At 56.1% G+C, this 22,354-nt stretch carries 14 protein-coding genes; 5 read left to right on the forward strand and 9 right to left on the reverse strand.

Annotated features, from left to right (window positions below; all coding sequences use genetic code 11):
- Nucleotides 1–48 precede the first annotated feature (48 nt).
- Nucleotides 49–1,236: a glycosyltransferase family 4 protein gene (locus tag HPC62_RS17510; protein WP_172357718.1), complete on the reverse strand. Its 1,188-nt coding sequence runs from the start codon at nt 1,234–1,236 to the stop codon at nt 49–51.
- Nucleotides 1,237–1,497: 261 nt separating this feature from the next.
- On the opposite strand from HPC62_RS17510, the gene HPC62_RS17515 reads away from it, so the two are divergent.
- Nucleotides 1,498–2,436 (forward strand): aldo/keto reductase, encoded by a 939-nt coding sequence (locus HPC62_RS17515; protein WP_172359019.1) that lies wholly within the window; start codon nt 1,498–1,500, stop codon nt 2,434–2,436.
- A 161-nt stretch (nt 2,437–2,597) separates the two neighbouring features.
- On the opposite strand, the gene HPC62_RS17520 is transcribed toward HPC62_RS17515, so the two are convergent.
- Nucleotides 2,598–3,044 (reverse strand): Fur family transcriptional regulator, encoded by a 447-nt coding sequence (locus tag HPC62_RS17520; RefSeq protein WP_172357720.1) that lies wholly within the window; start codon nt 3,042–3,044, stop codon nt 2,598–2,600.
- Between the two features lie 625 nt (nt 3,045–3,669).
- On the opposite strand from HPC62_RS17520, the gene HPC62_RS17525 reads away from it, so the two are divergent.
- Nucleotides 3,670–6,948: an AAA family ATPase gene (locus tag HPC62_RS17525; RefSeq protein WP_172357722.1), complete on the forward strand. Its 3,279-nt coding sequence runs from the start codon at nt 3,670–3,672 to the stop codon at nt 6,946–6,948.
- A 131-nt stretch (nt 6,949–7,079) separates the two neighbouring features.
- Here HPC62_RS17525 and aspS read toward each other — a convergent pair whose 3' ends face one another.
- On the reverse strand, nt 7,080–8,867 hold the full coding sequence (gene aspS, locus HPC62_RS17530; RefSeq protein ID WP_172357724.1) for an aspartate--tRNA ligase: 1,788 nt from the start codon (nt 8,865–8,867) through the stop codon (nt 7,080–7,082).
- A 587-nt stretch (nt 8,868–9,454) separates the two neighbouring features.
- Nucleotides 9,455–10,171 (reverse strand): alpha/beta fold hydrolase, encoded by a 717-nt coding sequence (locus HPC62_RS17535; protein WP_172357726.1) that lies wholly within the window; start codon nt 10,169–10,171, stop codon nt 9,455–9,457.
- 430 nt (nt 10,172–10,601) lie between these two features.
- Here HPC62_RS17535 and trpD point away from each other — a divergent pair, with 430 nt between their 5' ends.
- Nucleotides 10,602–11,720 (forward strand): anthranilate phosphoribosyltransferase, encoded by a 1,119-nt coding sequence (gene trpD / locus HPC62_RS17540; RefSeq protein WP_172357728.1) that lies wholly within the window; start codon nt 10,602–10,604, stop codon nt 11,718–11,720.
- Between the two features lie 408 nt (nt 11,721–12,128).
- The gene (locus tag HPC62_RS17545) at nt 12,129–12,560 is read left to right on the forward strand and encodes a DUF4279 domain-containing protein (protein WP_172357730.1); all 432 of its coding nucleotides are present in this window, start codon (nt 12,129–12,131) and stop codon (nt 12,558–12,560) included.
- Nucleotides 12,561–12,691: 131 nt separating this feature from the next.
- Here the strand turns inward: HPC62_RS17545 and HPC62_RS17550 are convergent, their stop codons facing one another.
- From HPC62_RS17550 to HPC62_RS17560, 3 genes are all read right to left on the reverse strand, one after another.
- Nucleotides 12,692–13,081: a transposase gene (locus HPC62_RS17550; RefSeq protein WP_172357732.1), complete on the reverse strand. Its 390-nt coding sequence runs from the start codon at nt 13,079–13,081 to the stop codon at nt 12,692–12,694.
- A gap of 118 nt (nt 13,082–13,199) precedes the next feature.
- Nucleotides 13,200–14,513, reverse strand: a complete 1,314-nt coding sequence (locus tag HPC62_RS17555) for an NF041680 family putative transposase (protein ID WP_172353244.1) — start codon at nt 14,511–14,513, stop codon at nt 13,200–13,202.
- Nucleotides 14,514–14,790: 277 nt separating this feature from the next.
- A complete protein-coding gene (locus tag HPC62_RS17560) occupies nt 14,791–16,593 on the reverse strand; it encodes a cellulase family glycosylhydrolase (RefSeq protein ID WP_172357734.1) in 1,803 nt (600 codons plus the stop codon).
- 1,054 nt (nt 16,594–17,647) lie between these two features.
- Between HPC62_RS17560 and HPC62_RS17565 the strand changes: the two genes are divergently transcribed.
- Nucleotides 17,648–18,301 carry a hypothetical protein gene (locus tag HPC62_RS17565; protein ID WP_172357736.1) on the forward strand — a complete coding sequence of 218 codons (654 nt, stop codon included), beginning with the start codon at nt 17,648–17,650 and terminating at the stop codon, nt 18,299–18,301.
- Between the two features lie 113 nt (nt 18,302–18,414).
- Here the strand turns inward: HPC62_RS17565 and HPC62_RS17570 are convergent, their stop codons facing one another.
- Together HPC62_RS17570 and HPC62_RS17575 are read right to left on the reverse strand one after the other, a co-directional pair.
- The gene (locus tag HPC62_RS17570) at nt 18,415–18,954 is read right to left on the reverse strand and encodes a nickel-binding protein (RefSeq protein WP_172357738.1); all 540 of its coding nucleotides are present in this window, start codon (nt 18,952–18,954) and stop codon (nt 18,415–18,417) included.
- Nucleotides 18,951–22,190: a BTAD domain-containing putative transcriptional regulator gene (locus HPC62_RS17575; protein ID WP_172357740.1), complete on the reverse strand. Its 3,240-nt coding sequence runs from the start codon at nt 22,188–22,190 to the stop codon at nt 18,951–18,953. Before HPC62_RS17575 ends, HPC62_RS17570 begins: the two co-directional genes overlap by 4 nt.
- Nucleotides 22,191–22,354 lie beyond the last annotated feature (164 nt).

The following is a 22,354-nucleotide window of genomic DNA, read 5'->3' on the forward strand; positions in this document are numbered from 1 at the left end:
CTAACCCCCTGAACCCTAAGTTTCCCGACAGCCAGCAGGTGCTAACGCCTACCAATGCACCGTCTTGCGTTCGCGGACGACGCGGCGATAGACGGCTTCTGTTTGGGCGGCCAGGTCTTCCCAGCGAAAGCGCTGCACCAGGTCGATGTAGGCATTTTCCACCAGCACTTTGGATTCTTCGGGGTGGCGCAACACTTCCAAAATGCCCCAGGCAAGGGAATCAGGGTTGTTGGTCTGGGTGACGATGCCCGTTTTGCGGTGCTGCACCACTTCCGGCAAGCCACCCGTGTCGGACACCACGACGGGCACGCGAGCGGCGAAACTCTCCAGCACCACAATGCCGAAGGGTTCGTAGAGGCTGGGAAATACGGCACAGTCGGCGATCGCCTGAAACTGGTTTAGGTCGGCATCGGACATAAACCCAGTGAAATAGCACTTGTGCCAGATGCCCAAATCCCACGCCTGCCGCTTCAGATGGTCGGTATAGCCCGTGCCGATGAGGATAATCTTGGCATTGCCGCCCATCTCCCAAATCACCTTGGGTGCAGCACTGAGCAGATTGTGAACCCCCTTTTCGTGGGTCATGCGCCCGACGTAGTAGACGATGCGTTCGTCATCGGTGGCATAGCGGCGGCGAAAGGTTTGCCAGTCAAACTCATCACGGGCGGGCTTTTTCTCTGGGCGAATGCCGTTGAACACGACATCGGTTTTGTCCCAGGGGCAATGCAGCACACGCTCCACTTCCCGCTGCATATATTGCGTACAGACAATCAGCCGCCAGGCCTCGTGGGCCAGCAGCTTTTCCTTGCCTGCGATGTAGTGGTGAGTGGGGTTGTGCAGCCCGTTGTGGCGACCGGCTTCGGTGGCGTGGATGGTGGCGATCAGGGGAATGCGGAAGGCGTGTTTGAGGGCGATCGCCGCATCGCCCACCAGCCAGTCGTGGGCGTGGATCAGGTCGAAGGGGCCATCTTCTGAGAGCAGTTTCCCGCCGTGGCGGCCCATGCTCTCGTTCATGTTCACCACCCAATGAAAAAAGTCGTGTCCACCCGTCACCGGGACGCGATGAACCCGCACCCCTTCCACTACCTCATAGTGGGGCGCTTGCCCAAACTCCACCGTCAGCAGGTGAACCTCATGCCCCAGCTTCACAATTTCGGGAAACAGTTCCGAGACATGGCGAGCGATTCCTCCCACGATGCGCGGCGGAAACTCCCATGCCAGAACCAGGATCTTCATTGCCCCATCCATTCACATCGCCTAAGTTCCACCAATTTTACACAGCTTAACCCCGCTCAATAGTTCAAACGTTAAGTCCATTTACAAATGCTCGACTCTATTCAAATCCCACTGCCCCGAAGTTGCGAAATGTAACGATACACTCAAGATAACGGGCTGGCAGAATTCCCCCGAATCTTGCCCCCGAATCTTGCCCCCGAATCTTGCCTCCAGTCCACGCCTGCAACCAGCCTAAAACGACCTGAACCCATGACTGATGCAATGCAAACCCTCACCCTCGGCCCCAGCGGCCCCACGGTTCCTGCCCTTGGTATTGGCACCTGGGCCTGGGGAGACAAGCTCTATTGGGGATATGGCGGCGACTACGACGAAGCCGCATTGCGCGATGCCTTTAAAGCTGCGATCGAGGCTGGTGTGAACTTCTTCGATACGGCGGAAATTTACGGGTTTGGCGAATCCGAGCGGCTGATTGGGCGCTTTGCAAAGGAACTCCAGCAGCCCGTGGTTTTAGCGACAAAATACTTTCCCCTGCCCTGGCGGATTTGGGGAAGTGCAGTAGCCGATGCTCTAACTGCCAGCCTCAAGCGGCTCCAAGTGCCCACGGTGGACTTGTATCAGGTTCACTGGCCCTTCGACTTTTTGATGGGACAGCCAACGCTGATGAATGCCCTGGCTGATGAGGTGCAGCAGGGTCGCATCAAGTCTGTCGGCGTGAGCAACTACTCCGCTGAGCAGATGCAGCGGGCGTATGACCTGCTGGCGCAGCGCGGCGTGCCCCTAGCGGTGAACCAGGTGCAATATTCCCTGCTAGCGCGGCAGATCGAGCGCAACGGTGTGATGGATGCGGCTCGGCGACTCGGCGTGACGATTCTGGCCTACAGTCCGCTGGCGCAGGGGTTGCTGACGGGTAAATACACACCCGAAACCGACACGCCACCCCAGGGGGCCCGCAGGCTCGACCCGCGTTTTAGCCGGGAGGGTCTGGAAAAACTCGCGCCAAAGGTGGGCTTGCTCAAAGAGATTGGGCAGAAATATGACCGCACTCCGGCGCAGGTGGCGCTCAACTGGCTAATTGCTCAGGGCAATGTGGTGCCGATTCCGGGTGCAAAGAACGCCAGCCAAGCCGCCCAAAATGCCGGAGCGCTGGGCTGGATGCTGAGTGAGGAAGAAAAAGGGGCGATCGCCCAGGCTTGGCAGTAACGGAGCGGTGGAGGGAGGAAAGAGAGAAGAGAGAACAATGAAGACAGAAGAACGAAGAACGAAGAGATACCGTTTTTCTCTCTTCGTTTTTCGTTCTTCTGTCTTCATTTTTCGTTTTTTCTTTCTCCGCTTCTCGCCTCACCACCCCAACACCCCGACACTCAAGACTCTTGGGGCTGCTTGTAGCCAAAAAAGTCGATGGAATAGCCTGTGATCTTCACGCCCGTTTGCTGCTCAATTTGTTCGATCAGCTCAGCGGGTAGCTCGATATGGACATCCAAGATTTGGTTGGTATCCAGGCAGTTGACGTGGCTATGGGGATCGCTGATGTTGCCGTAGAGCCGTCCGTCGGAGCGCTCGACGCATTCGATAATACCCTGCTCAGACAGCGCCTCCAGGTTTTGATAAACAGAAGTGTGGCCAATGTCTTTGCCCTGCTGGTTGAGGCGATCATAAATCTCGCGGGCCGAGAGGTGTTCCTGCTGCTGCCAGAGCAACTCCAAAATGAAGCGGCGCTGCTTGCTGAGGCGCATTCCCAAAAGCTGACAGCGATTGAGAGCGTCTTCTAGCGAGCGAATGGGCTTGCGATCAGCAGTTTCAGGATTCATAGTCTCGACGTGGCAGCTTTAACCAGCGGGTTATCAAGATGGCGTTAGATGGCGTTAACGGATGATGAATGGATAATTTGAGATGATTTGATCTGGCTTTTTTGATCCGGCTTTATTTAATTCTAGTCCAGAGGTTCGAGTCGCTGTTGATACATCTCATACTGGGAGGCTGATCAGGAACCTGAGCGGAGAACTGGCTGATAAATTTACTGGTAAATCTACTGGTAAATCTACTGGGGAACGTACCCTATGAGGGCAGCCGCCCTGCGATTCTCATTAACCTGGGCTGACTTGCTGAGCAAGGAACGTCTGGGCAGTGAGGCTTTCAGCAGGCTCCCACCTCTTATGCAAACTCACTACAACTTTAACTTAAAACTGTCAAGACTGTCCATAGGGGCAGAATTTCGAGGGAAAAGGGCGATCGCCGCGACTATCCCAAGTCAGAGTTTCCTCAATGCTGCTTCTGCCAGGATTGCAGGACTGGGGCCGCCAACATCCGATTTGGGACTGGCGATTTCGGATTTTGGTCGGGCTAAGCTGGGGCTTGCCGAACCTGTGATTTTTGAGCATCTGTACTTGCGATCGCCCGTACTGCTACACTGGGATCAGGGCTGGGCGTGGGTTCATGATTCCGCTGCAATTAAAACTCAAGAATTTCCTCAGCTATCGGCAGGCGGCGCTCGACTTTCGAGGGCTGCATGTAGCGTGCGTGTGTGGGCAAAATGGAGCGGGCAAGTCGTCGCTGCTGGAGGCGATCGCCTGGGCAATCTGGGGCGAAAGCCGCGCAACTCATGAAGACGACGTAATTCACCAGGGCGAAACCGAAGCCCAGGTGGAGTTTACCTTTAGCTGTCGCCAGCAGACCTATCGCGTGCTGCGGACGCGGGTGCGCGGGCAGACCAGCAGCCTGGAGCTTCAGATCGAAACGCCGACGGGGTTCCGGCCGCTGACGGAGCGGGGAATGCGGGCAACGCAGCAGTTGATTTTGCAACACCTGCGGCTGGATTATGAAACCTTTGTCAACTCGGCCTATTTGCGACAGGGGCGAGCAGACGAGTTCATGCTCAAACGGCCAGGCGAGCGCAAGCAGATTCTTGCCGACTTGCTGAAGCTGGATCAGTATGACGAGGCGGCGGAAACGGCCCGAGAGCGATCGCGCCTGGCCAAAGCAGAGCTAGACGTGCTGGAGCGATCGCTAGAAACCCTGGCACAGCAGCTAGAGGCGGGCGCGTCTCTATCGGCAGAGTGCGAAGCGCTGAGGGCGACTATCGACACCTGGCAGCGAGATCAAGCCAGCGACACCGATGCACTACACCAACTGCAAGCTGTGCAACAGCAGCGCCGCACTTGGACTCAGCAGTTGCACCTGCATCAGCAGCAAGAGCAGCGGTTGCGGCAAGACGGCCAGCGGCTCCAACAAGACTTGGCAGCGGCGCAGCAGCAGTTGCGATCGCTCGAAGCGACCCTCTCCAAGGCAGACGAAATTACCGCAGGCTATACCGAGTTTCACAGCCTGCAAACCGAGGAAGAGATCCAGTCCGCCAAGTTTCATGCTCACCAAGCGGCGATCGCCCAGCGCGACCAACTCCAGCAGCAACTGAATACCCAGCTTGCCGCATTGCAAGATCAGCACTTGCGCCTCCAGGCTCAGCGCGACACCCTCCAGCAGCAGATCCAGGAGTTGCAGCACACTCTGGCAAAAGCGCCTGACCTCGACACTGCTCTAGAAAACTTACGAATGGCGCGAAAGCGGCTGGCGCAGCTAGACCAGCTTCAGTCCCAGGCTGCCCCCCTGATGCAGCGCCAGCAGCAGATTCGTGCCACATTGGATCGCGCCCAGGCACGGCTCCAGGCCCGTTTAGAAGAATATCAAACGACACGGCAACAGCTTCTTCAGCAGCAGGGTCAGCAGGCTCAGGCTTGTCAGGCGCTAACCGCGATCATGGAACGGAGCGCGTATTTGGAAAATCGCCGTCGCTATCAGCAGGAATTGCGCGAGAAAGGCATGGAGCGGCGTACCTTTATGGAACGGCTCCAGGAACGTCAGCGCGAACTAGAGGCGCAGGTGGCGGGGCTGGACAATAAAATGGCGTTGCTTCAGCAGCAGATGCCTGGTGCGATCGCCCAGCCTGGCTCTTCTCTAGAGCCGCAGCGGACTTCTGCGGAACGAGCCTCTGAACGAGCCTCTGAACGAGCCTCTGAACGATCTTCAGAACTCTCTTCTGTCCCCCTGGAGTCGGAGCGTTCTGATTCGGCGGGAATCCGAAAACGTCGCGGAAAGCCAAAGCGAACGACGCTCAAGGCGCTGCCGGATGCAGCGTTAGTGGTTCATAGCCAGGAGCAGCCAAGTTCCCAGGGCTGTTTTCCGCTATGTCCCCTGTGCGATCGCCCGCTGGATGAGCATCACTGGGCGGTGGTGATGGAGCGGCATCACGCCGAAAAGCAGGAGCTTTATGACCAGCTTTGGGTGATTCGAGAACAGCTTGCCGTTTCGGAGCGCGAAATTCAGGTGTTGCGTCAGGAATATCGTGATCTAGAAAAGGAACTGGCGGACTATAGCGATGTTTTGCAACTGCAAGGCCAGCTTCAGCAGCAGGTGCAGGACAGGGCGGCTGTTGAGGCGCGGCTGCAACAGTTGGCGCAGGAGGAGGCGGATCTGGGGCGATCGCTGCAAACGGGCGACTATGCTCCTGACCTGCACGAAGAGCTGCGCCTGCTGGATGAAACCCTGGCGCAGCTTCAATATGATGATCGCGACCATGCCCTGGCGCGGGGCGAGGTCGATCGCTGGCGCTGGGCAGAGATCAAACACGCGGAGCTAAAGCAGGCGCAAAAGCGACTCCAGCAGCTACTCGCTCATCAGCCAGAGTTGGAGGCGCAACTGGCAACCGTAGAACAGCAGCGGGCGGAATTGCTGAACCAGTCGGTGTTGCAGCGGCAGATTCGCGACTTGGAGCAGCAAATCGAGGCGATCGCCTATAACCTGAAGCGCCACACCACGTTGCGAAACGCGCTGCGGCTGGCGCAGGTGTGGCAGTTGCGCCATCAGGAGCTTCAGCAGGCGCAGCAGCAATATCCCCAGGTGCAGCAGCAGGTGAAGGATCTGGCGGCGCGGCTGACAGAGCGATCGCACTTGTTAGACACGCTCTCCGCAGACATCCGGGCGCTGGTGCAGCAAATCGAGGCCACGCCCGACCCCGCAAGGGCGATCGCCACCCTAGAACAGCAGATCCAGCAGCGGCGCACCCAGCTTGATGCGGGGCTGGCCAATTTGGGACGGCTGGAACAGCAGATTCAGCAACTTGCAGCCCTAGAGCAGCAGCAGGCAGATTTGCTGATTCAGCAGCGCAACCTCCAGCGCCAGCGCCAGGTCTATCACGAGCTAGCCCAAGCCTTTGGAAAAAACGGCATTCAGGCGCTGATGATCGAAAATGTGCTGCCGCAGCTAGAGGCAGAGGCAAACCAGATTCTAGGACGGCTGAGCAATCATCAACTGCATATTCGGTTTGTGACGCAGCGGGCCCGCCGGAAGGGGAAATCCAGCAGTCCCCAAGGCCTGATCGACACGCTGGATATCCTGATTGCCGATGCCAACGGCACGCGCCCCTACGAAACCTATTCCGGCGGCGAAGCCTTCCGGGTGAATTTCTCGATCCGGCTGGCGCTGGCGCGGCTGTTGTCGCAGCGGTCGGGCACGGCGATGCAAATGCTGATTGTGGATGAAGGCTTTGGCACGCAGGACGACGCAGGCTGCGATCGCCTGATTGCCGCGATTCAGGCGATCGCCCCCGATTTTGCCTGCATCCTCACCGTCACCCACATGCCCCGGTTCAAGGAAGCCTTCCAAACCCACATCGAGGTAACAAAGACAGACCAGGGATCGGCTCTGAGTCTGGCGTTTTAGGTGGAAGTGTTTTAAGGGAAGTGTTTTAAGTGCGTTTTAGGTGCAACTTTTGGTGCAGCGTTTTAGGTGCAACTTAGATGCAACTTAGATGCAGCTTAGGTGCAACAATCCAGCCAGATGCGCCCAAAGTTCTAACTTTTGGGCTTGTGGGTACTCGCAATCGACAGTTCCTTGAGCTGCTTGTCGTCCACGGGCGAAGGCGCATTGGTCATCAGGCAGCGGGCCTGCTGGGTTTTGGGGAAGGCCATCGCATCGCGGATCGACTCTTCGCCCGACAGCAGCATGGCCCAGCGGTCAATCCCGTAGGCGATGCCCCCGTGCGGCGGCGTGCCGTATTCAAAGGCTTCTAGCAAAAAGCCAAACTTTTCGCGGGCTTCGTCGGGCCCAATGCCGATCAGCTCAAACACCTGCTGCTGCACATCGGGCTGATAAATCCGCAGGCTGCCGCCGGCCACCTCAAAGCCGTTGTAAACCAGGTCATAGGCCTGAGCGCGGGCGGTTTTCAGATCGTCCAGATCCTCAGGGTGGGGCGCAGTGAAGGGATGGTGCAGCGGTTCGAGGCGCTTTTCCTCGGCGTTCCACTCAAACATCGGAAAATCCACGACCCACAGCAGATTAATCCTGTCCGGGTCAATCAGCCCCAGTTCTTTGCCCACTACTTGCCGCAGGCGATCGAGCGTTTTGTTTACGGTATCGGTGTCGCCTGCGCCAAACAGCAGCAGGTGTCCAGGTTTCGCGTTTGTCCGCTGGAGAATTTCCGTTTTTTTCTCGTCGGTGAGGTTGTCTTTGATCGCGCCGATCGTTGTAATTTCGCCATCTTCACCAACGCGGATAAAGGCTAAGCCCTTCGCGCCCATTGTCGTCGCTTCGTTAAACAAATCCCCACCAGGCTTGATGCGGACGTTGGAAATCGCATCATTGCCACCGGGAATCGGCAAGATTTTCACAATGCCGCCCTTGCTCACCGCATCGGCAAAGACTTTGAAGCCCATATCCTGCACCACGTCCGACACGTCTACCAGCTCCAGCCCAAAGCGGGTGTCGGGCTTGTCGCTGCCGTAGCGGCCCATTGCTTCGGCGTAGGTGAGGCGCGGGAAGGGGCGCGGCAGGTCAATGCCCTTCAGGGTTTTGAACACCTGGCAGACCATTTCTTCGTTCAGCGACAGAATTTCGTCCTGGGTCATGAAGCTCATTTCCATGTCCAGTTGGGTGAATTCGGGCTGGCGGTCAGCGCGGAGGTCTTCGTCGCGAAAGCAGCGGGCGATTTGATAGTAGCGATCGCACCCTGCCACCATCAGGATTTGCTTAAACAACTGCGGCGACTGGGGCAGCGCAAAAAACTCGCCCGGATTGACGCGGCTAGGCACGAGGTAGTCCCTCGCTCCCTCCGGGGTAGAGCGGGTCAGCACGGGTGTTTCCACTTCCATAAAGTGGGCTTCGTCTTCCAAAAAGCGGCGGAAGGTTTTGATGAGTTCATGGCGCAGTTGCAGGTTGCGGCTCATCCGCTCGCGCCGCAGATCCAGATAGCGATATTTCAACCGCAGGTCTTCGCGCACGGGTTCTTGCTCAGCAGTAGACACCTGGAAGGGCAACTGCTTTCGCACCGCGCTGAGGACTTCAATTTGGTCGGCATAGATTTCGACTTCGCCTGTGGCCAGCTTGGGGTTGAGCGATTCTGGCGGGCGCTGGGTGACGCGGCCCGTGATCTTCACCACATACTCGTTTCGCAGGCTGTCGGCTAATTTGTAGGATTCGGGCGTGCGTTCTGGATCGCTGACAATCTGGGCAATGCCCGTGCGATCGCGCAAATCGACAAAAATCACGCCGCCATGATCTCGTCTGCGATCCACCCAGCCACAAAGGGTAACAGTGTCTCCAACGTGAGTTGCTCGCAGGTGACCGCAGTAATGAGTACGCATGGAAGTCAGGATTTAGAGGAATAGATGAATCAGGGTTGCAGCATTGTCGGGCAGACCGGGAAAGATCGTGCGGAATGCCCCAACTAAAACCTATTCATTATCCTGCATTCGGGCCGCTATTGACGATGGTTTTGAAATGCCCTCATGCCCAGTCTTGCGCGGGAGGGATAAGGGCAGTACGGGTTCTAAACCTCGCCTAAGTTGAAACTTGTCGCTTTTATTCTTCAGGGTCTAGGTGATTTTTCATCTAGAGATGGTCAGCCAGTGCCGCGGGATTGGCATTAGAGCTAATTTATGAAGCAAATCTTAAGAAGCCTGAAACTCTTGGCATGTGTGGCTTTGAGGTCATGTTTGCCCAGGAAAAGCGGTTTCTCGGAAATCCTTGATTAACAAGGCTTTCAGGCTCCTTTACAAATTAGCTCTTAATTTGTTTCTGAAATTGCTCAACTCGTTGAAGGGTTGAGGGGATAAACAAGCAGGCACAGTAGAGCGATCTCCAGAGCGATCGCCCAACCAATGCACAATGGCGGTGAGGCAGTGTCTTCCAGCGCAAACGTATGCTATTGCAAATGTATGTTAGCGCGAACTTATGCCAGGGCAAGCAAGTGTTCAGCAAGCGTCTGGGGGGCAGACAGGTAAGGATTGTGGCTAGTGTCCATCGAGATCACCTTTTTACAGGGAAGCGCTGTATAGAGCCGCTTCTGGGTGGACGGGCCGATCGTATAGTCTTGCAGACATTCAATATAAACACGGGGCACCTGCCCAAACCGTTCAGGCGTGGTGGATATCGGTATGGTCATGGGAGCCGCTGCCTGAGGAATTAGCAGCGCCTGAACCAGCGCCATATCTTCGTCGGAGCAATCGCCATAGCCGACCTGTTTCAGCGCCTCTGGACGAAACGACACCGCAAGCTGATCTTCTGAAAAGACGGCATTTGCCAGAAGCAGCGTTTCAGTATCTTCCTGGCTAATACCCAGCATAGTCTGCCCATTCTCTGGCAAGTAGCCCGCCAGATATACCAGCGTGCGAATCCGGTCGGGACAATATTCTGCTGCCTGAGTAATAATCCCGCCGCCCATGCTGTGCCCTCCCAGCACCACGGGTTCTGGCTGTTCGTTCAGGATCTGGCAAACTCGCTCCACGTAGGCGGCTAGCGTCACGTCAGCAAGGGGCGTTTTATCTTTGCCATGTCCCGGCAGATCGGGTGCAATCACCGTGTGGCTGTGCTGCTCCAGCAACGGCTTTACCTTGTACCACACCCACGCGCCAGATCCGGCCCCGTGAACTAATACAAATACACTCATAAAGGCTTCTCCCAAAGCATATCAATGTATCTTGAAGCGTATCTTGAAGCGTATAAGACCCAGCAAAGTCTTGCCAGAATCACAGCGCCAGGAATTTTTACTTTTGTGAACTGTAGGACTTACGCAGTTGGATGATTTCTCGCGGGCGGTGCCCGCGAGAAATCATCCAAACCCCAGAAAACTCATTGCAAGTGCGTAAGTCCTGAACTAGTTATTTTGAACTGGTTATTTTGAACTTGCCATAAGTGCCATAAGTGTAAGACAAGCCACTATGTGGAAACTGTTCTCTCAAGGTTGAGCTTCCTTATATTGGGTCTACATCGCGAAGCTGCGGTATTGCGAAGCTGCACCACAAATTAGCCGCGATCGCCCCTGGGATGACGGTGTAAAGTAATCTAGTTTGCACAAGGACAACCGCCGAACGATACTTATGAGCAACGCTGCATCCCCCTCCTCAACCAGCACGACCGATGCTTCCTCTAGTCCCTTGGCCACAGACCGCGACTGGTCGCCCCTGCTGCAACAACTGCTCGACGGGCGATCGCTCGATGCAGACCAGGCCGCAGACCTGATGGAGGGCTGGCTATCGGAGTCGATTGCGCCCGCGCTGTCCGGAGCGATTCTGGCGGCAATCCAGGCGAAGGGCGTGTCGGCAGGCGAACTGGCCGGCATGGCGCGGGTGCTTCAGGCGCAGTCCCTCGGCAAGACGGTGGATGGAGGCTTGCCCGCGCCATTGATCGACACCTGCGGCACCGGGGGCGATGGTGCATCTACGTTTAATATCTCAACCTGCGTGGCCTTTGTGGCGGCGGCGGCAGGGGTGGCCGTGGCTAAGCATGGCAACCGGGCGGCCTCCAGTCGTGTCGGGTCGGCGGATGTGTTGGAAGGGCTGGGCGTGAACCTGGGCGCACCGCCAGAGCGAATTCGGGCGGCCTTGCGGGAAGTCGGCATTACGTTCCTCTTTGCCCCCGGCTGGCATCCGGCGATGAAGGCCGTCGCGCCCATCCGCAAGACGCTGAAGGTACGAACCGTGTTCAACCTGCTGGGGCCGCTGGTAAACCCGCTCCAGCCGACGGGGCAGGTGATGGGTGTGTTCAGCCCGCAGTTGGTGGAAACGGCGGCACAGGCGTTGCAGCAGCTTGGACGGGAAGAGGCGATCGTGCTGCACGGGCGCGAAAAGCTAGACGAGGCAGGGCTGGCAGACTGGACGGACATGGCGGTGCTGTCGGGTGGAACCGTGCGATCGCACGCCGTTAATCCCGAAGCGCTGGGCCTTACATCTGCGCCCACCAGTGCCCTGCGCGGCGGCGAAGTGGCGGAGAATCTAGAAATTTTGCGGAACGTGCTTCAGGGCAAAGGCACTGCGGCACAGCAGGATGTGGTGGCGCTAAACGCAGCCTTGGCGCTGAAGGTAGGCAATGCGATCGCTGACGCAACCGACGACCTCGATCACACGCTGCGACTGGGTATCGTGCAAGCAAAGGACATTCTCAGCAGCGGAGCCGCTTGGGCCAAGGTCGAGGCACTGGTGGACTTTTTGAAAGGGTAGTGAAAGGGCAGAGATTTCGCGGTCTGGAGCCACGTCTCTATACCTCTGGCATAACCCCCAGTGCGCTCTGGATTGTAGACCTTCTGCATTCGTTTTTCGTTCTTCGTTCTTCGTTTTTCCATTTTTCTGAACCCCTAGCGCGATCGCGCTGGGAACTCCGCTATGAGCAGGAATCGGGGCAAATCGATGAGCGCAGGCGGGAAGGGCGATCGCTTCTTTACAGATTCTTAATTATTTTGTTGCGATTTGATGGCGATCGCCCGTTTCCCCGCAATAATACGGAGAGATCTAGCAGAATATTAAAGATATAGCCCCTGCATTTTTCCGCAACGGTTCTCCGGCGCTCTTCAGGGACATCTACGATGCAGTTGATCTTCAGCCCATCCTTGACCTTTTTGAGCCTCCTCCATGTATGCTGCTCCCCCTACCCCCTGTAAGCGAACCTACGCAATTCTACGGATTTATCCCGGCGATCTAGACCCTACCGAAGTCACGGAACGTTTGGGCATTCAGCCGACGCTGTGCCAGTGGCAGGGCAAACTGCGTCACCCCGGCAAGCCGGCCCACATTGCTTCGCTCAACGGCTGGTTTCTGTCGTCCAAAGATGCGGTCGATTCCAACGATTCGCGCCATCACATCGACTGGATTTTGCAGCAGTTGGCACCCCGGTCTGAGGCGCTAAGAGAGCTACAGAAGATGGGCGCACGGACAGATCTATTTTGTTTTTGGGAATCGGTAGATGGGCACAGCGGCCCGGTCATGTCGCCCCAGCAGATGCAGAAAATTGCCGATCTGGAATTGGACTGTGGCTATGAAGTGCTGGTTCGCAGCGGTCGCTGAGGAAAGACCGGGTTAGGCAACACATCTATCAACATTAGGACTTACGCAGTTGAACGATTTCTCGCGGGCTGCGCCCGCGAGAAATCGTTCAAAGCCCAAAAAGCTTATCGCAAGTGCGTAATATCAATTCTCTAAATACCCACTACACATAGAGCATCGACAATCCAATCCCACTGAGTCAGCGATCGCAGCGACTCCGCCGAAAGGCGACAAACCCACTGGCTGATGGCGTGCTGGAGTTGGCAAACATCATCAAAGTGAACCCAAGCTAGCTCCCGCTTGAGTTCCCGCCAGACCCGCTCAATGGGATTGACCTCAGGGCAATAAGGCGGCTGAAACACCAAGATGACATTGTCCGGTATCGTCAGGGTCTGAGCCGTATGGGCTGCGGCATTATCCACCTGAATCAGATGTAAATCATCGGGGAACTGAGCCGCAAAGCTGTGCAAAAACGCCTCAAAACAGGAACTGTCGAGATGAGAAAACTCGACTATCCACGATGCACCGCTCAGCGGTTCCACTAGACCTTTAGTTTGGACTAACTGGCATCACAATAATGCTCAACAGGATGCCATAAAGAATCTGCTCAACCGTTCATAACAGTTGAACTTAAGGAATTGGATACAATCCTGCTCGCAGTTAAGCTGCTGTTGCAACCGGACTGTTCAGGGATTGTTCGGATGTCTTGCGTTTCGAGGCTCGTTTTTTGACCATCGGATAGCAGGGACGAGGAGTTGGCTTGTGCCCCTTGCCTCGTCCTGGCGATTTACCACGAGGTTTAGGCGCAGGAGCAGGGGTGCCAATCGCTGCCAAAATGCCTGCAAACGCTTGTGCGACCCGACCCGGAGTCAACGTTTCTTGCGGTGCCTGCCAGGGCAAGGGGTGGTCAGTACAGTCCTTTCGCGCTAACCACAACTGCCAACTGAGCAACGGCATCAGGCTGCTCCACTGTTCGGTTGCCGATACAGAACTGAACTGGGGATGTGTCCAATATAGCCTCTGCTTGGCAAAGCGATACCAGTGTTCAATGGCAAAGCGACGGAGGTAGTGCAACCACAGGGTTTCTAACGGAGGCATCTGCTCACCCAGCCAAACTAACCACAAAGGAGCCAAGCGTCGCGTGCTGCTCTGTGTCTCCAGCACCTCCACGCGCAACACTTCCATTGCCCGTTTGGGGGATTTGCGGAAATGGTATGCACTCCAACGACTGACCCGCACTCGTCCCCAGTTGGGATCATCGACTTCAACGGTTTCGACCGGGACACTCCAAGTGTCAGGGTCATTGAGTTTCATCTTATGTCCATGCTTGGCAGGTGCGCCTCGCCCTCGATACGCTGGGGGCGCGCCATAGACACATCGATTGGATGTAACCCGCAGCAGCAAGTCTGCCTCAATCCCTGCCGTTTGGTTGACAAAACTGGCATTGCCGTACCCTCGGTCGTAGATCGCCAACGGACGCACCGCTAACTGCCGAGTCACTTGTTTGAGTTGGAATGCCGCTTTACTGGCGGGTGTTTCAAAGCTGGTGATGCGCTCATGCCGCAATGGTAATGCCCAACTGCCCCTGTCTTCAGCAATCCAGGCTAAGGTACTGTAGTTTTGTCCGGCTATCGGGGCATGTCCTGTTCTGCCTGATAAGGTGCGGTCTTTCAAACGCCTGGCAGCAGGACGGTTCCACCGACTCGCATCACCTGCCAACAACGGTTGCTGCTGAGTCGGTATCTGCTGCACCAACAGCTTCAGCACCTTTGATCGGGGTAGGCGGCTATCGCGCAACGCTTCATAGGTGCTCGACCACTGGCGACGAAAGACAGGACTCTGCGATAGCCTCACAAACGACACGATGCACGCACTCACTAACACGGCATCCATCAGATCAAACAGGGCATCTCTGGCGTTTCCCAAGCTGGCATACAACGTTTGGCGAAATTGCTGAAGTTCGTTGAAAATCATGGGGTCAATGTTGGTTGTACTTCATTGACCTTACGGCAGTCGGTGCTTCTCATTGACTGCCTTCCTCTTCACCATTAGTCCAAACTAAAGTAGGTTCTGACAGGCACAAAAACAGGCACAAAAAATAGACGGCTGATGCAGCAAAGCCTCGCATCAAGCCGCCCAAAGAGAGTCGATTTTAGAAGGCTGATTTTTGATTTTGGAAGCGGCTAATTTCCCGACCAATCAAGGCTTTTCAGCTCAGAGCTTCAATCCAAAATCTAAAATCCAAAATCGCCTAAATCGCAGTGGCGATCGCATTTCTCGGTCGATAATCCGATCCCTGCTTGTTTGCACAGAATCCCAAATCAACCGACTGTCCCGGCTGCAACCGCTGTCCCCAACTGGGTGGCACAACGGTATACCGCGAACCCTGGCGGCTAAAGGTGCCGTTCCAACTCTGGTTGATCGTTGCCTGATTCATGTCAAACGTCAGTCGCCAGTTGTTCACTGCGCTGCGTCCCTGGTTTGCCACCCGAATGGCAGTACAGAAACCAGTTTGCCAGTCTGACTGCATCGTCAAGCTAGTGCTGAGTCCAGATGAGGGACTGGGACTTGGCGACGGACTTGGCGACGGACTGGGTGACGGACTGGGACTCGGTGACGGACTGGGACTCGGCGACGGACTGGGACTCGGCGACGGACTGGGTGACGGACTGGGACTCGGCGACGGACTGGGTGACGGACTCGGCTTCGGAGTCGGGCTGGGGCTGGGACTAGGCGACGGACTCGTCCCCGGCGCAACCCCCGGCACAGGCAGCAATTGGTTCAAGAGTTGCTGCTTGTCTGCATGAATCGTCTGCCAGTTGTCTTGCAAGATGCCGCCTGTGTCGCCGCTATTTGGGTTCCAACTCCAATAGGCGAAATGAAGCTGATTTTGCCCAATGAAATTGACAAACTGGCGCTGCCAGATCCCTTCTTTGGAACGAGTATCGACCTGTCTGCCGCCGAATTCGCCCACAAAAATCGGCGCGATACCTTCGCGGGCAATATAGTTGAACCCGATCTCCCAGCGCTCATACAGATTTTGGGGAAAGCTGGGTTCATTGAACCAGCTCTGGTTGTAAACCCCTGCCCCGTACTCATGGGGAGAATACACCAACTTATTGGGACGGGTCAGGCGCACAGGAAAGTTTCGCACGCCCTCCAGGTTGCCGCCCCACCAGTGAACTGCAAGCCGCTGACCTGGCACGTTGTTCTCCACGCCTTCGACCACAATCAGCCAGTTGGGGTTCACGTTCAAGATGCTGTTTCCGGCTCGCTCAGCGGCCAATCGCCAGTCAGTTGCCAGGTCACCTGTACCCCAGCTTGCTCGACCGTGTGGTTCGTTCTTGAGGTCGGCTCCGATGACGTTCGCTTGGTTTCGATAACGGTTGGCCAGCATTGTCCAGGTGCTAATCCAGTCCTGCTCTGTAAAGCCATCGCCATACCACAGTTCAGGAATGCGCTGGTCGTTTAGGCGGTGGCAATCCAATACGATCATCAGGCCCTGGCGCTGGGCTTCTTGAATCACCAGATCCATAACTTCAAGGGGCGTTTTGCCCTGCAATTCGCGGTTGCTGCCGATAGAAAAATCCACACCGCTGATGGTTTGCGATCGCAGCGATTGAATCGAGAATGGCAGGCGAATCACGTTGTAGCCCAGGCTGCGAATCTGCGCCAGCATTTGCTTATAGTCGCGGGCCCAAAGTCCATGCGGCGCGTGTGTTTCTGTCTCGATGCCAAACCAGTTCACCCCGCGCAGCAGGAGCGTTTTGCCCGAAGCGTCGAGAATCTGTGAGCCACGGGTCGAGAGCGGAGTTTGCACGACTGTAGAGGCGATCGCCACGGGTGAACCCGACAACCCCGACGGCAACAGGCGGAGCGTGAAGCCAACGGTGAGCAACAGTGACAAACCAAACAGCAGGAAGCCTTTCAGGCCTTTGCCGAGTCTCCATTGCCGTTTGGTCAAAAAACCGTCTGCGTCTTGATGTCCCCTCTGGCGTCGTCCTCCCCGATCGATAAACCCACCTCGAAAGATCTGCGTGAGTTTTCTGCTCATGGTTGTTAAGTCCTCCATCGAAAGACGTATTGGAGAGTGCAAGACACTCAGAAGATGTACCACCTGATTCAAAAATGACCTCTTTCCTCTACATAGGTTTCCGCAAAACTCCGGGAAGCTTGAATTCTTCCTAAAGCAAGATTCAAGTTTTGATAAAGAAACCTAATTCGGTGATTTTTCGGATGGTTTCATCACAGAAAATACTTTGGAAGAATCTCGGAGAATTCTCTGTGCGGCATGTATTTATCCAGAAATCTCAATTGCTTTGAAGGCTGATGTGGAGATTGAAGGTGAGCCGAATAATTCTCTGAAAATTAGTGCTTCATGCCTGCTTTATTTTTCATGTATTTGATAAAGCTTTGGAAAAGTATTGGAAAAGAATCCGAAAAGCCTCCAGCAAATTGAAGCGTTAATATTCAAGAGATGGGATTTTCGATTCTGGTATTGTTCCAGCATTTATTGATGGACGATCGCCCCTCTTGCCAGGAAATTGAAAGTTCTTCAAAACCGTATTTTGTCCAATCTTATACAGTTTTTCTCGAAATGATCAGGTTTACAGTCACTCTATGGATAGCTACGTATAGTTAGCTCTCTATATCAGTTAAGGATCTGTTCCATAGAAACCTCTGCCTCTAGCAAAAGACGTACGGATATAAGTTAACTAAAGCGCCTGTTCTTTGCTCTAGATCATTTCTGTCTCAGGTGGCGAAATGAGTGTTTATATAGAGCGCGATATGAAAGTTTACTTGAGCTTTAAACGCAAGACTGTGCTCTTTACGAAAGGCATACCCAAGCCCCTTGGTCTACGGGTTAGTTTTGTAAGTAAGCAGATGTCTTCCCAAACTCTAGCCACCAGGGTATCGTTACGCAGCACGGGTTGTACCACGACTTGAAAGTGGGCATGTCTAACAGGGATGACGATTTCACGTAGTTAGCCGCTTCTATATTTCTGTTGTTTTTTGGTTCCTGAACTATGAGCTTTCCACGTACTTTACTGTCCTCGTCACTGCTCGCAGGTGTTGTGTTTTCGGCAGCTACGCTTCCTATGGCTGCAATGGGTTCTCAGCCCCTAACGGTTCATTTAGAGAACCAGCCCATTTTCGCAGGGCAACTTAAGGAGCTATCGGGGCCCTACCTGGGGCTTGCAACGGCAGTCAGTCTGGGTGCTGGTGTGACGGCTCTGGCGCTGATGAGCTGGAGCAATTCTTCTCGGAAGCTAAGCAAGGCAGAGGATGAAGTGTCTGACCTACGTCAGCAGCTAAAAGATAAGGAAAACGAATTGGAAAGCCTGCGATTTTCGGAGACGCGGCTGGCTTCGGCAGGTCTGGAGTCTTTCCTGGATGAGGTGGAGACTGTTTCTCCTGCGGCTGAACTACTTCAGCACTCGCTGGCGCAGGTCGAAGTGGAACAGCGAGCCACGGTTGCGGTTAGCAAGCAAGCAGAATTAGTCAGCCTTGAGCCAATCAAGCGCCATGCGATTTCTGCCGAAGCGGCTCAGCCTGCTTCTCTCGAAGCGACGGTCGAAAGTGTGTCTCAGGCGCTAAAGGGTGCGGACAGCCCCGCTCAGATCGACGACTTGCTGAATCATCTGAAGCAAATGATGGCTCAGATGGAAAACCTGAAAGCAGAGCAGCCCGCGCAAAAGCAGCAGACCCGCTTTACTCGTGTGCCCAACACGGTATGGCAACAGCAGCGCCTTGCATCCTAATCTGTCTGTAAGCCAGGTTCGTCTCTCATCTTTGTCTCTGATTTAGAATCCCTGCTGGGTAAAACCTTGCGGGGATTCACACTTTTTAGTGCATTGCCCCCATAGAAACCGGACTAGGGCTTCAGCAGCGTGGCTGACCACAAGCGGGAAAGGGGTAGACCGACTTGGCGATGGGCCGCCTCGATGAGTGCCGGATCGGGCGCATTGAGTTCCGACAGGATCAGGGTTTGGTCTGGCGAAACGTGCGATCGCACCCATTCCACGCCCCGCTCTGCATAACAAGGCAGCAAGCGCTGGGTGATAACTTGCCACTGCGCCTGCTGCTCTGGCTCCGAAAGTCCCGCTGGATAGGCGATCTCAGCCACCACCAGCGCAGACTCGTTCCCCACAGGCGGAATACCCTCCGGTTCGCGGAGATGGTCAACCCACATCTTTTCAAAGGGAAGATAAGCCGTGCGGTAGGACATGCGGACGGCTTCGGCATCAGGAGCCTCAAAGCTGCAAATCATGCGGCGGCGATCGCCTGACAGCAGGGAATATCGCCAGGTTGCCTTTCGCGCTGCCAAACAGGGAAACACTCGATTTCCTTCGTCTGCCAGAACCTCTGGCGTGATGGGAGCGGGGCGATCGGTTTCAACAATAATGAGGGTCATGGCGCTTTTTTCAGAGCAACGGCATGGGGATGCATCAGGGACATCTGGTGTCGGGTTTGGGCAACGGCGGCGCGGGCGCGGCGGCTGAGATCGGCGACGCTGATTTGCGGATAGAACTGCTGGAACAGATCCATTGCCTGCTGCTGAGCCGCGCCGACGGCGTTGGGGTCGGGGGCAATTTCGGCAACTCGCAGCCAGCCCTGCACCAGCAGCGCCCACGCCAGTGCCAAATCGACTGGTTGATCAATTGCCTGGGCTTCGGACAGCGCCACGGCTGCTCTCTCAATGGCTTGGGCGGGGCGATCGCCCGCTAGATCCACTTCGGCGGCGCTGCTCAGCAGATAAGACAGCGTTCGTCGGTTGTCTAGCTGTCGCAGGGCGATGATCGCCCGCTCGATTGCAGCTTCGGCATTCGGTTCCTGCAAATGATATTGGGCTAGCGCGGTAAGCGCATCTGCCACGGCGGACTCGCTGCCCTGCCCCTGGATCTGCGAAGCAACGGAGGCGATCGCCTGACTGTAGGCCAGGGCTGCCGCTGGGTCTCCCGCTTCCAGTTCGGTGATGGCCAGATAGCTCAGCACCCAGCATTCGCGCCAATGATCCTGCTCCTGCTGCGCGATCTCGTAGGCCCGTTGCAGCAGTTCCCGCCCTTCGTCATAGCTGCCCGTGTGCAGCCGCACGCGCCCCAGCCCGCCGTACAAATCCGCCGACTCCTGCCCCACTCGCGCCGCCAGCGATCGCGCCTCTTCCAGCAGCGCCTCTGCCCGCGCCATCTCCCGCCCCACTTCCGCCAAACAGGAACCGCTGGATGCCAGGGCGCGGGCCGTCATCAGGGGACTGGCCAACCGCCCAATTTCTACGACTCGCTCAGAATGCTGCTGCACATGGGCAAAATTGCTGTACTGAAAGTTCAGAATCATAAGCACTTCCAGCCCCGCCATCTCCGCTTCCGAGAGGCCCAGCCGATGGGCTTCTTGCACCAGTTCTTGAACTTCTGCCTCCAGGGGCGCTACCCGATCAGCGGGAACTCCAGCAAACATCAGCACTTGCAGCAGTTCGATATGCAGCCGAACGCGGGTGCGCTGATCTAGCACCTGACAATGCTGAATTCCGCGTAGAGCAAGTTCTGCGGCTTCGGCATAGGCAAACAGCTTGAGCGAATAATTGGCCGCCGCCAAACAGGCCGCCGCCGCCAAAGCGCGATCGCCCCCCAATGCGGCGTGATGTGCGATTTCTGCCGCCAGAGCCGGGTCTTGACCTGCCCGCTGGTGCAGCTTTTGGGAAATCTGGAGATGCAGCAAGCGACGACGGGGCTCCGACAGTTGCCGATAGGCCACCTGCCGCACGATGTCATGGGCAAAGTCGTATCGCATTTCCTTCCCGTGGGACGCGCTAGCTCGAATCAGGCTTTCCCGCTCTAGCTGCTCGATACCCGTCAGCAGCTTAGACAGCGGCGCATCGGCAATCTCAGACAGCGTGGTGGGGTCAAAGGTTCTGCCCAGTGCGGCCGCCCAGGGAATCAGTTCGCGAGCATAGTCGTCCAGCCGTTGCAGGCGATCGCCAATCAGCAGTTCCAAACTATCGGCGTGGGTCGCCTCGCCCACAGACAGCGCCCGCGCAATTTCCAGCGCAAACAGCGGATTGCCGCCGCTGTCGATAAACACCTGCTGCATTTTCTCTGGCGACCAGTCCAGATCTGGAAGCGCGTAAACACTGCGAATCAGCGCCGCCGTTTGCTTTGGCTCTAGCGGTTGCAGCGCCAACGTCAGCAGGCGCCGTTCTCGCCGCAGCGCCTGCAATCCCCGAAGTACGACTGCATTGTCGTCTAGCTCTTTAGAGCGGGCGGTGCAGGCAAAAAAGACAGAATGCTGACTCAGCAGCCGAATGGCATAGTGCAACAACGATGACGATGCTTCATCGATCCATTGAATATCGTCCAAAACAATCAGAACGGAACGCTGGCTGGAACAGAGCGTGGAAATAAACTGAACCACGCTGTCGAATAGATAGCTGCGATCCGACGGACTGCGATCGGAACTTTGCGATGAAGGACTCGACTCACTGAGTAGGTAAGTCAAATCTTCTGGTATTTGCACGTTGGCATTCGTCACAAACGCACGCAGCGCATCAATCCATACGCCATAGGGACGCACGATTTCCGCTTCAAAGCCACGCCCCCACAGAACGCACTGATTCCGCTGCTGAAACTGCTCCTGGATTGCTTGCAGCAGGCGCGTTTTGCCAATGCCCGGCTCCCCCGTCAGCAGCAGTACCGGGCGATCGCCCAGGGTGTCCAAAGCTACATTATCCGGCGAATTCTCTGCCCTTATCCACTGCTGGATGGTGGCCCATTCGTGGGTTCGCCCAATCAGCGGGCTAGGCTGCTGCGCTGCCGATGCAGGAGACAGCAGGGCGGCGCTGTCCAGCGGGCGATCGCCCCCAGAAGCCGTTGCGATACTGCCTGCAAGACTGCCTGCAAGACTGCTAACTGGCTCATCGTCTGCATTGAGGATTTGGTCATACAGCTTGCGGAGGGTGGGGCCAGGGTCAACGCCCAATTCCTCCCGCAGCAGCGTCATACAGTGATGATAGACCTGGAGTGCGTTGGCGCGATCGCCATTCAGCCAGTGCAGATGCATCAGCGTCGCGTGGGCGGCTTCGTTGAGCGGGTCGCTCCGCAGTACCTGCTGAGCATAGGCGATCGCCGTGCCATAGTCTTGCCGCGCTTTGAACAGCGCGATAGTCTGCTGCAATGCCCGCCTGTGAGTTTGCTGGAGGCGATCGCGCTTTGGCTCAATCCACTCATCTGTGCAGCCAGGTAGCAGGTCGCCCTGGTATAGAGATAGGGCAGCTTCTAAGTGCGATCGCGCGATGTCGGGTTCGGTCGCTTGGGCAGCAAGCTTTACCGCATTCTCAAATTCCGCCACATCCAGAAAAATGGGAGCGCTGGGCGACCATTGCAGCGTTTTGGCATCTGCCAGCAGCACCGTATCTGGTTCTGGTAGGGCTTGCCGCAGGTGGGAAAGGGCCTTTCGCAGGTTAGAGCGAGACTGGGATTCGGTGGAATCGGGCCAGAGGTGAAAGGCAAGGCGCTGGCGAGGCTGCGGCGTGTGGCGATGCAGCAACAAATACGCCAGGAGAGCCTGCTGGCGATCGCTGCCAATACCCAACGAAACCTGTCGCTCATCGGTGATGGCAAAGTCTCCGAGCAATTTAATGTGCAACCTGGGAGGCATAGCATCACCCGCTCAAGTGCGTCGTTCTGGAACCTCCTGCTGGAACCTCCTGCTGGAACCCCTTACGAGTCTGCGTCCAGGCTATTGGTTCAGACTAATAGCCCAGAGTGTTAGTCCAGACTCTATAACCCAGACTCTATAGCCAAGACCATTAGTCCAGATAG

The sequence above is a fragment of the Thermoleptolyngbya sichuanensis A183 genome (genome assembly GCF_013177315.1).
In the GTDB taxonomy this organism is placed as follows: domain Bacteria; phylum Cyanobacteriota; class Cyanobacteriia; order Elainellales; family Elainellaceae; genus Thermoleptolyngbya; species Thermoleptolyngbya sichuanensis.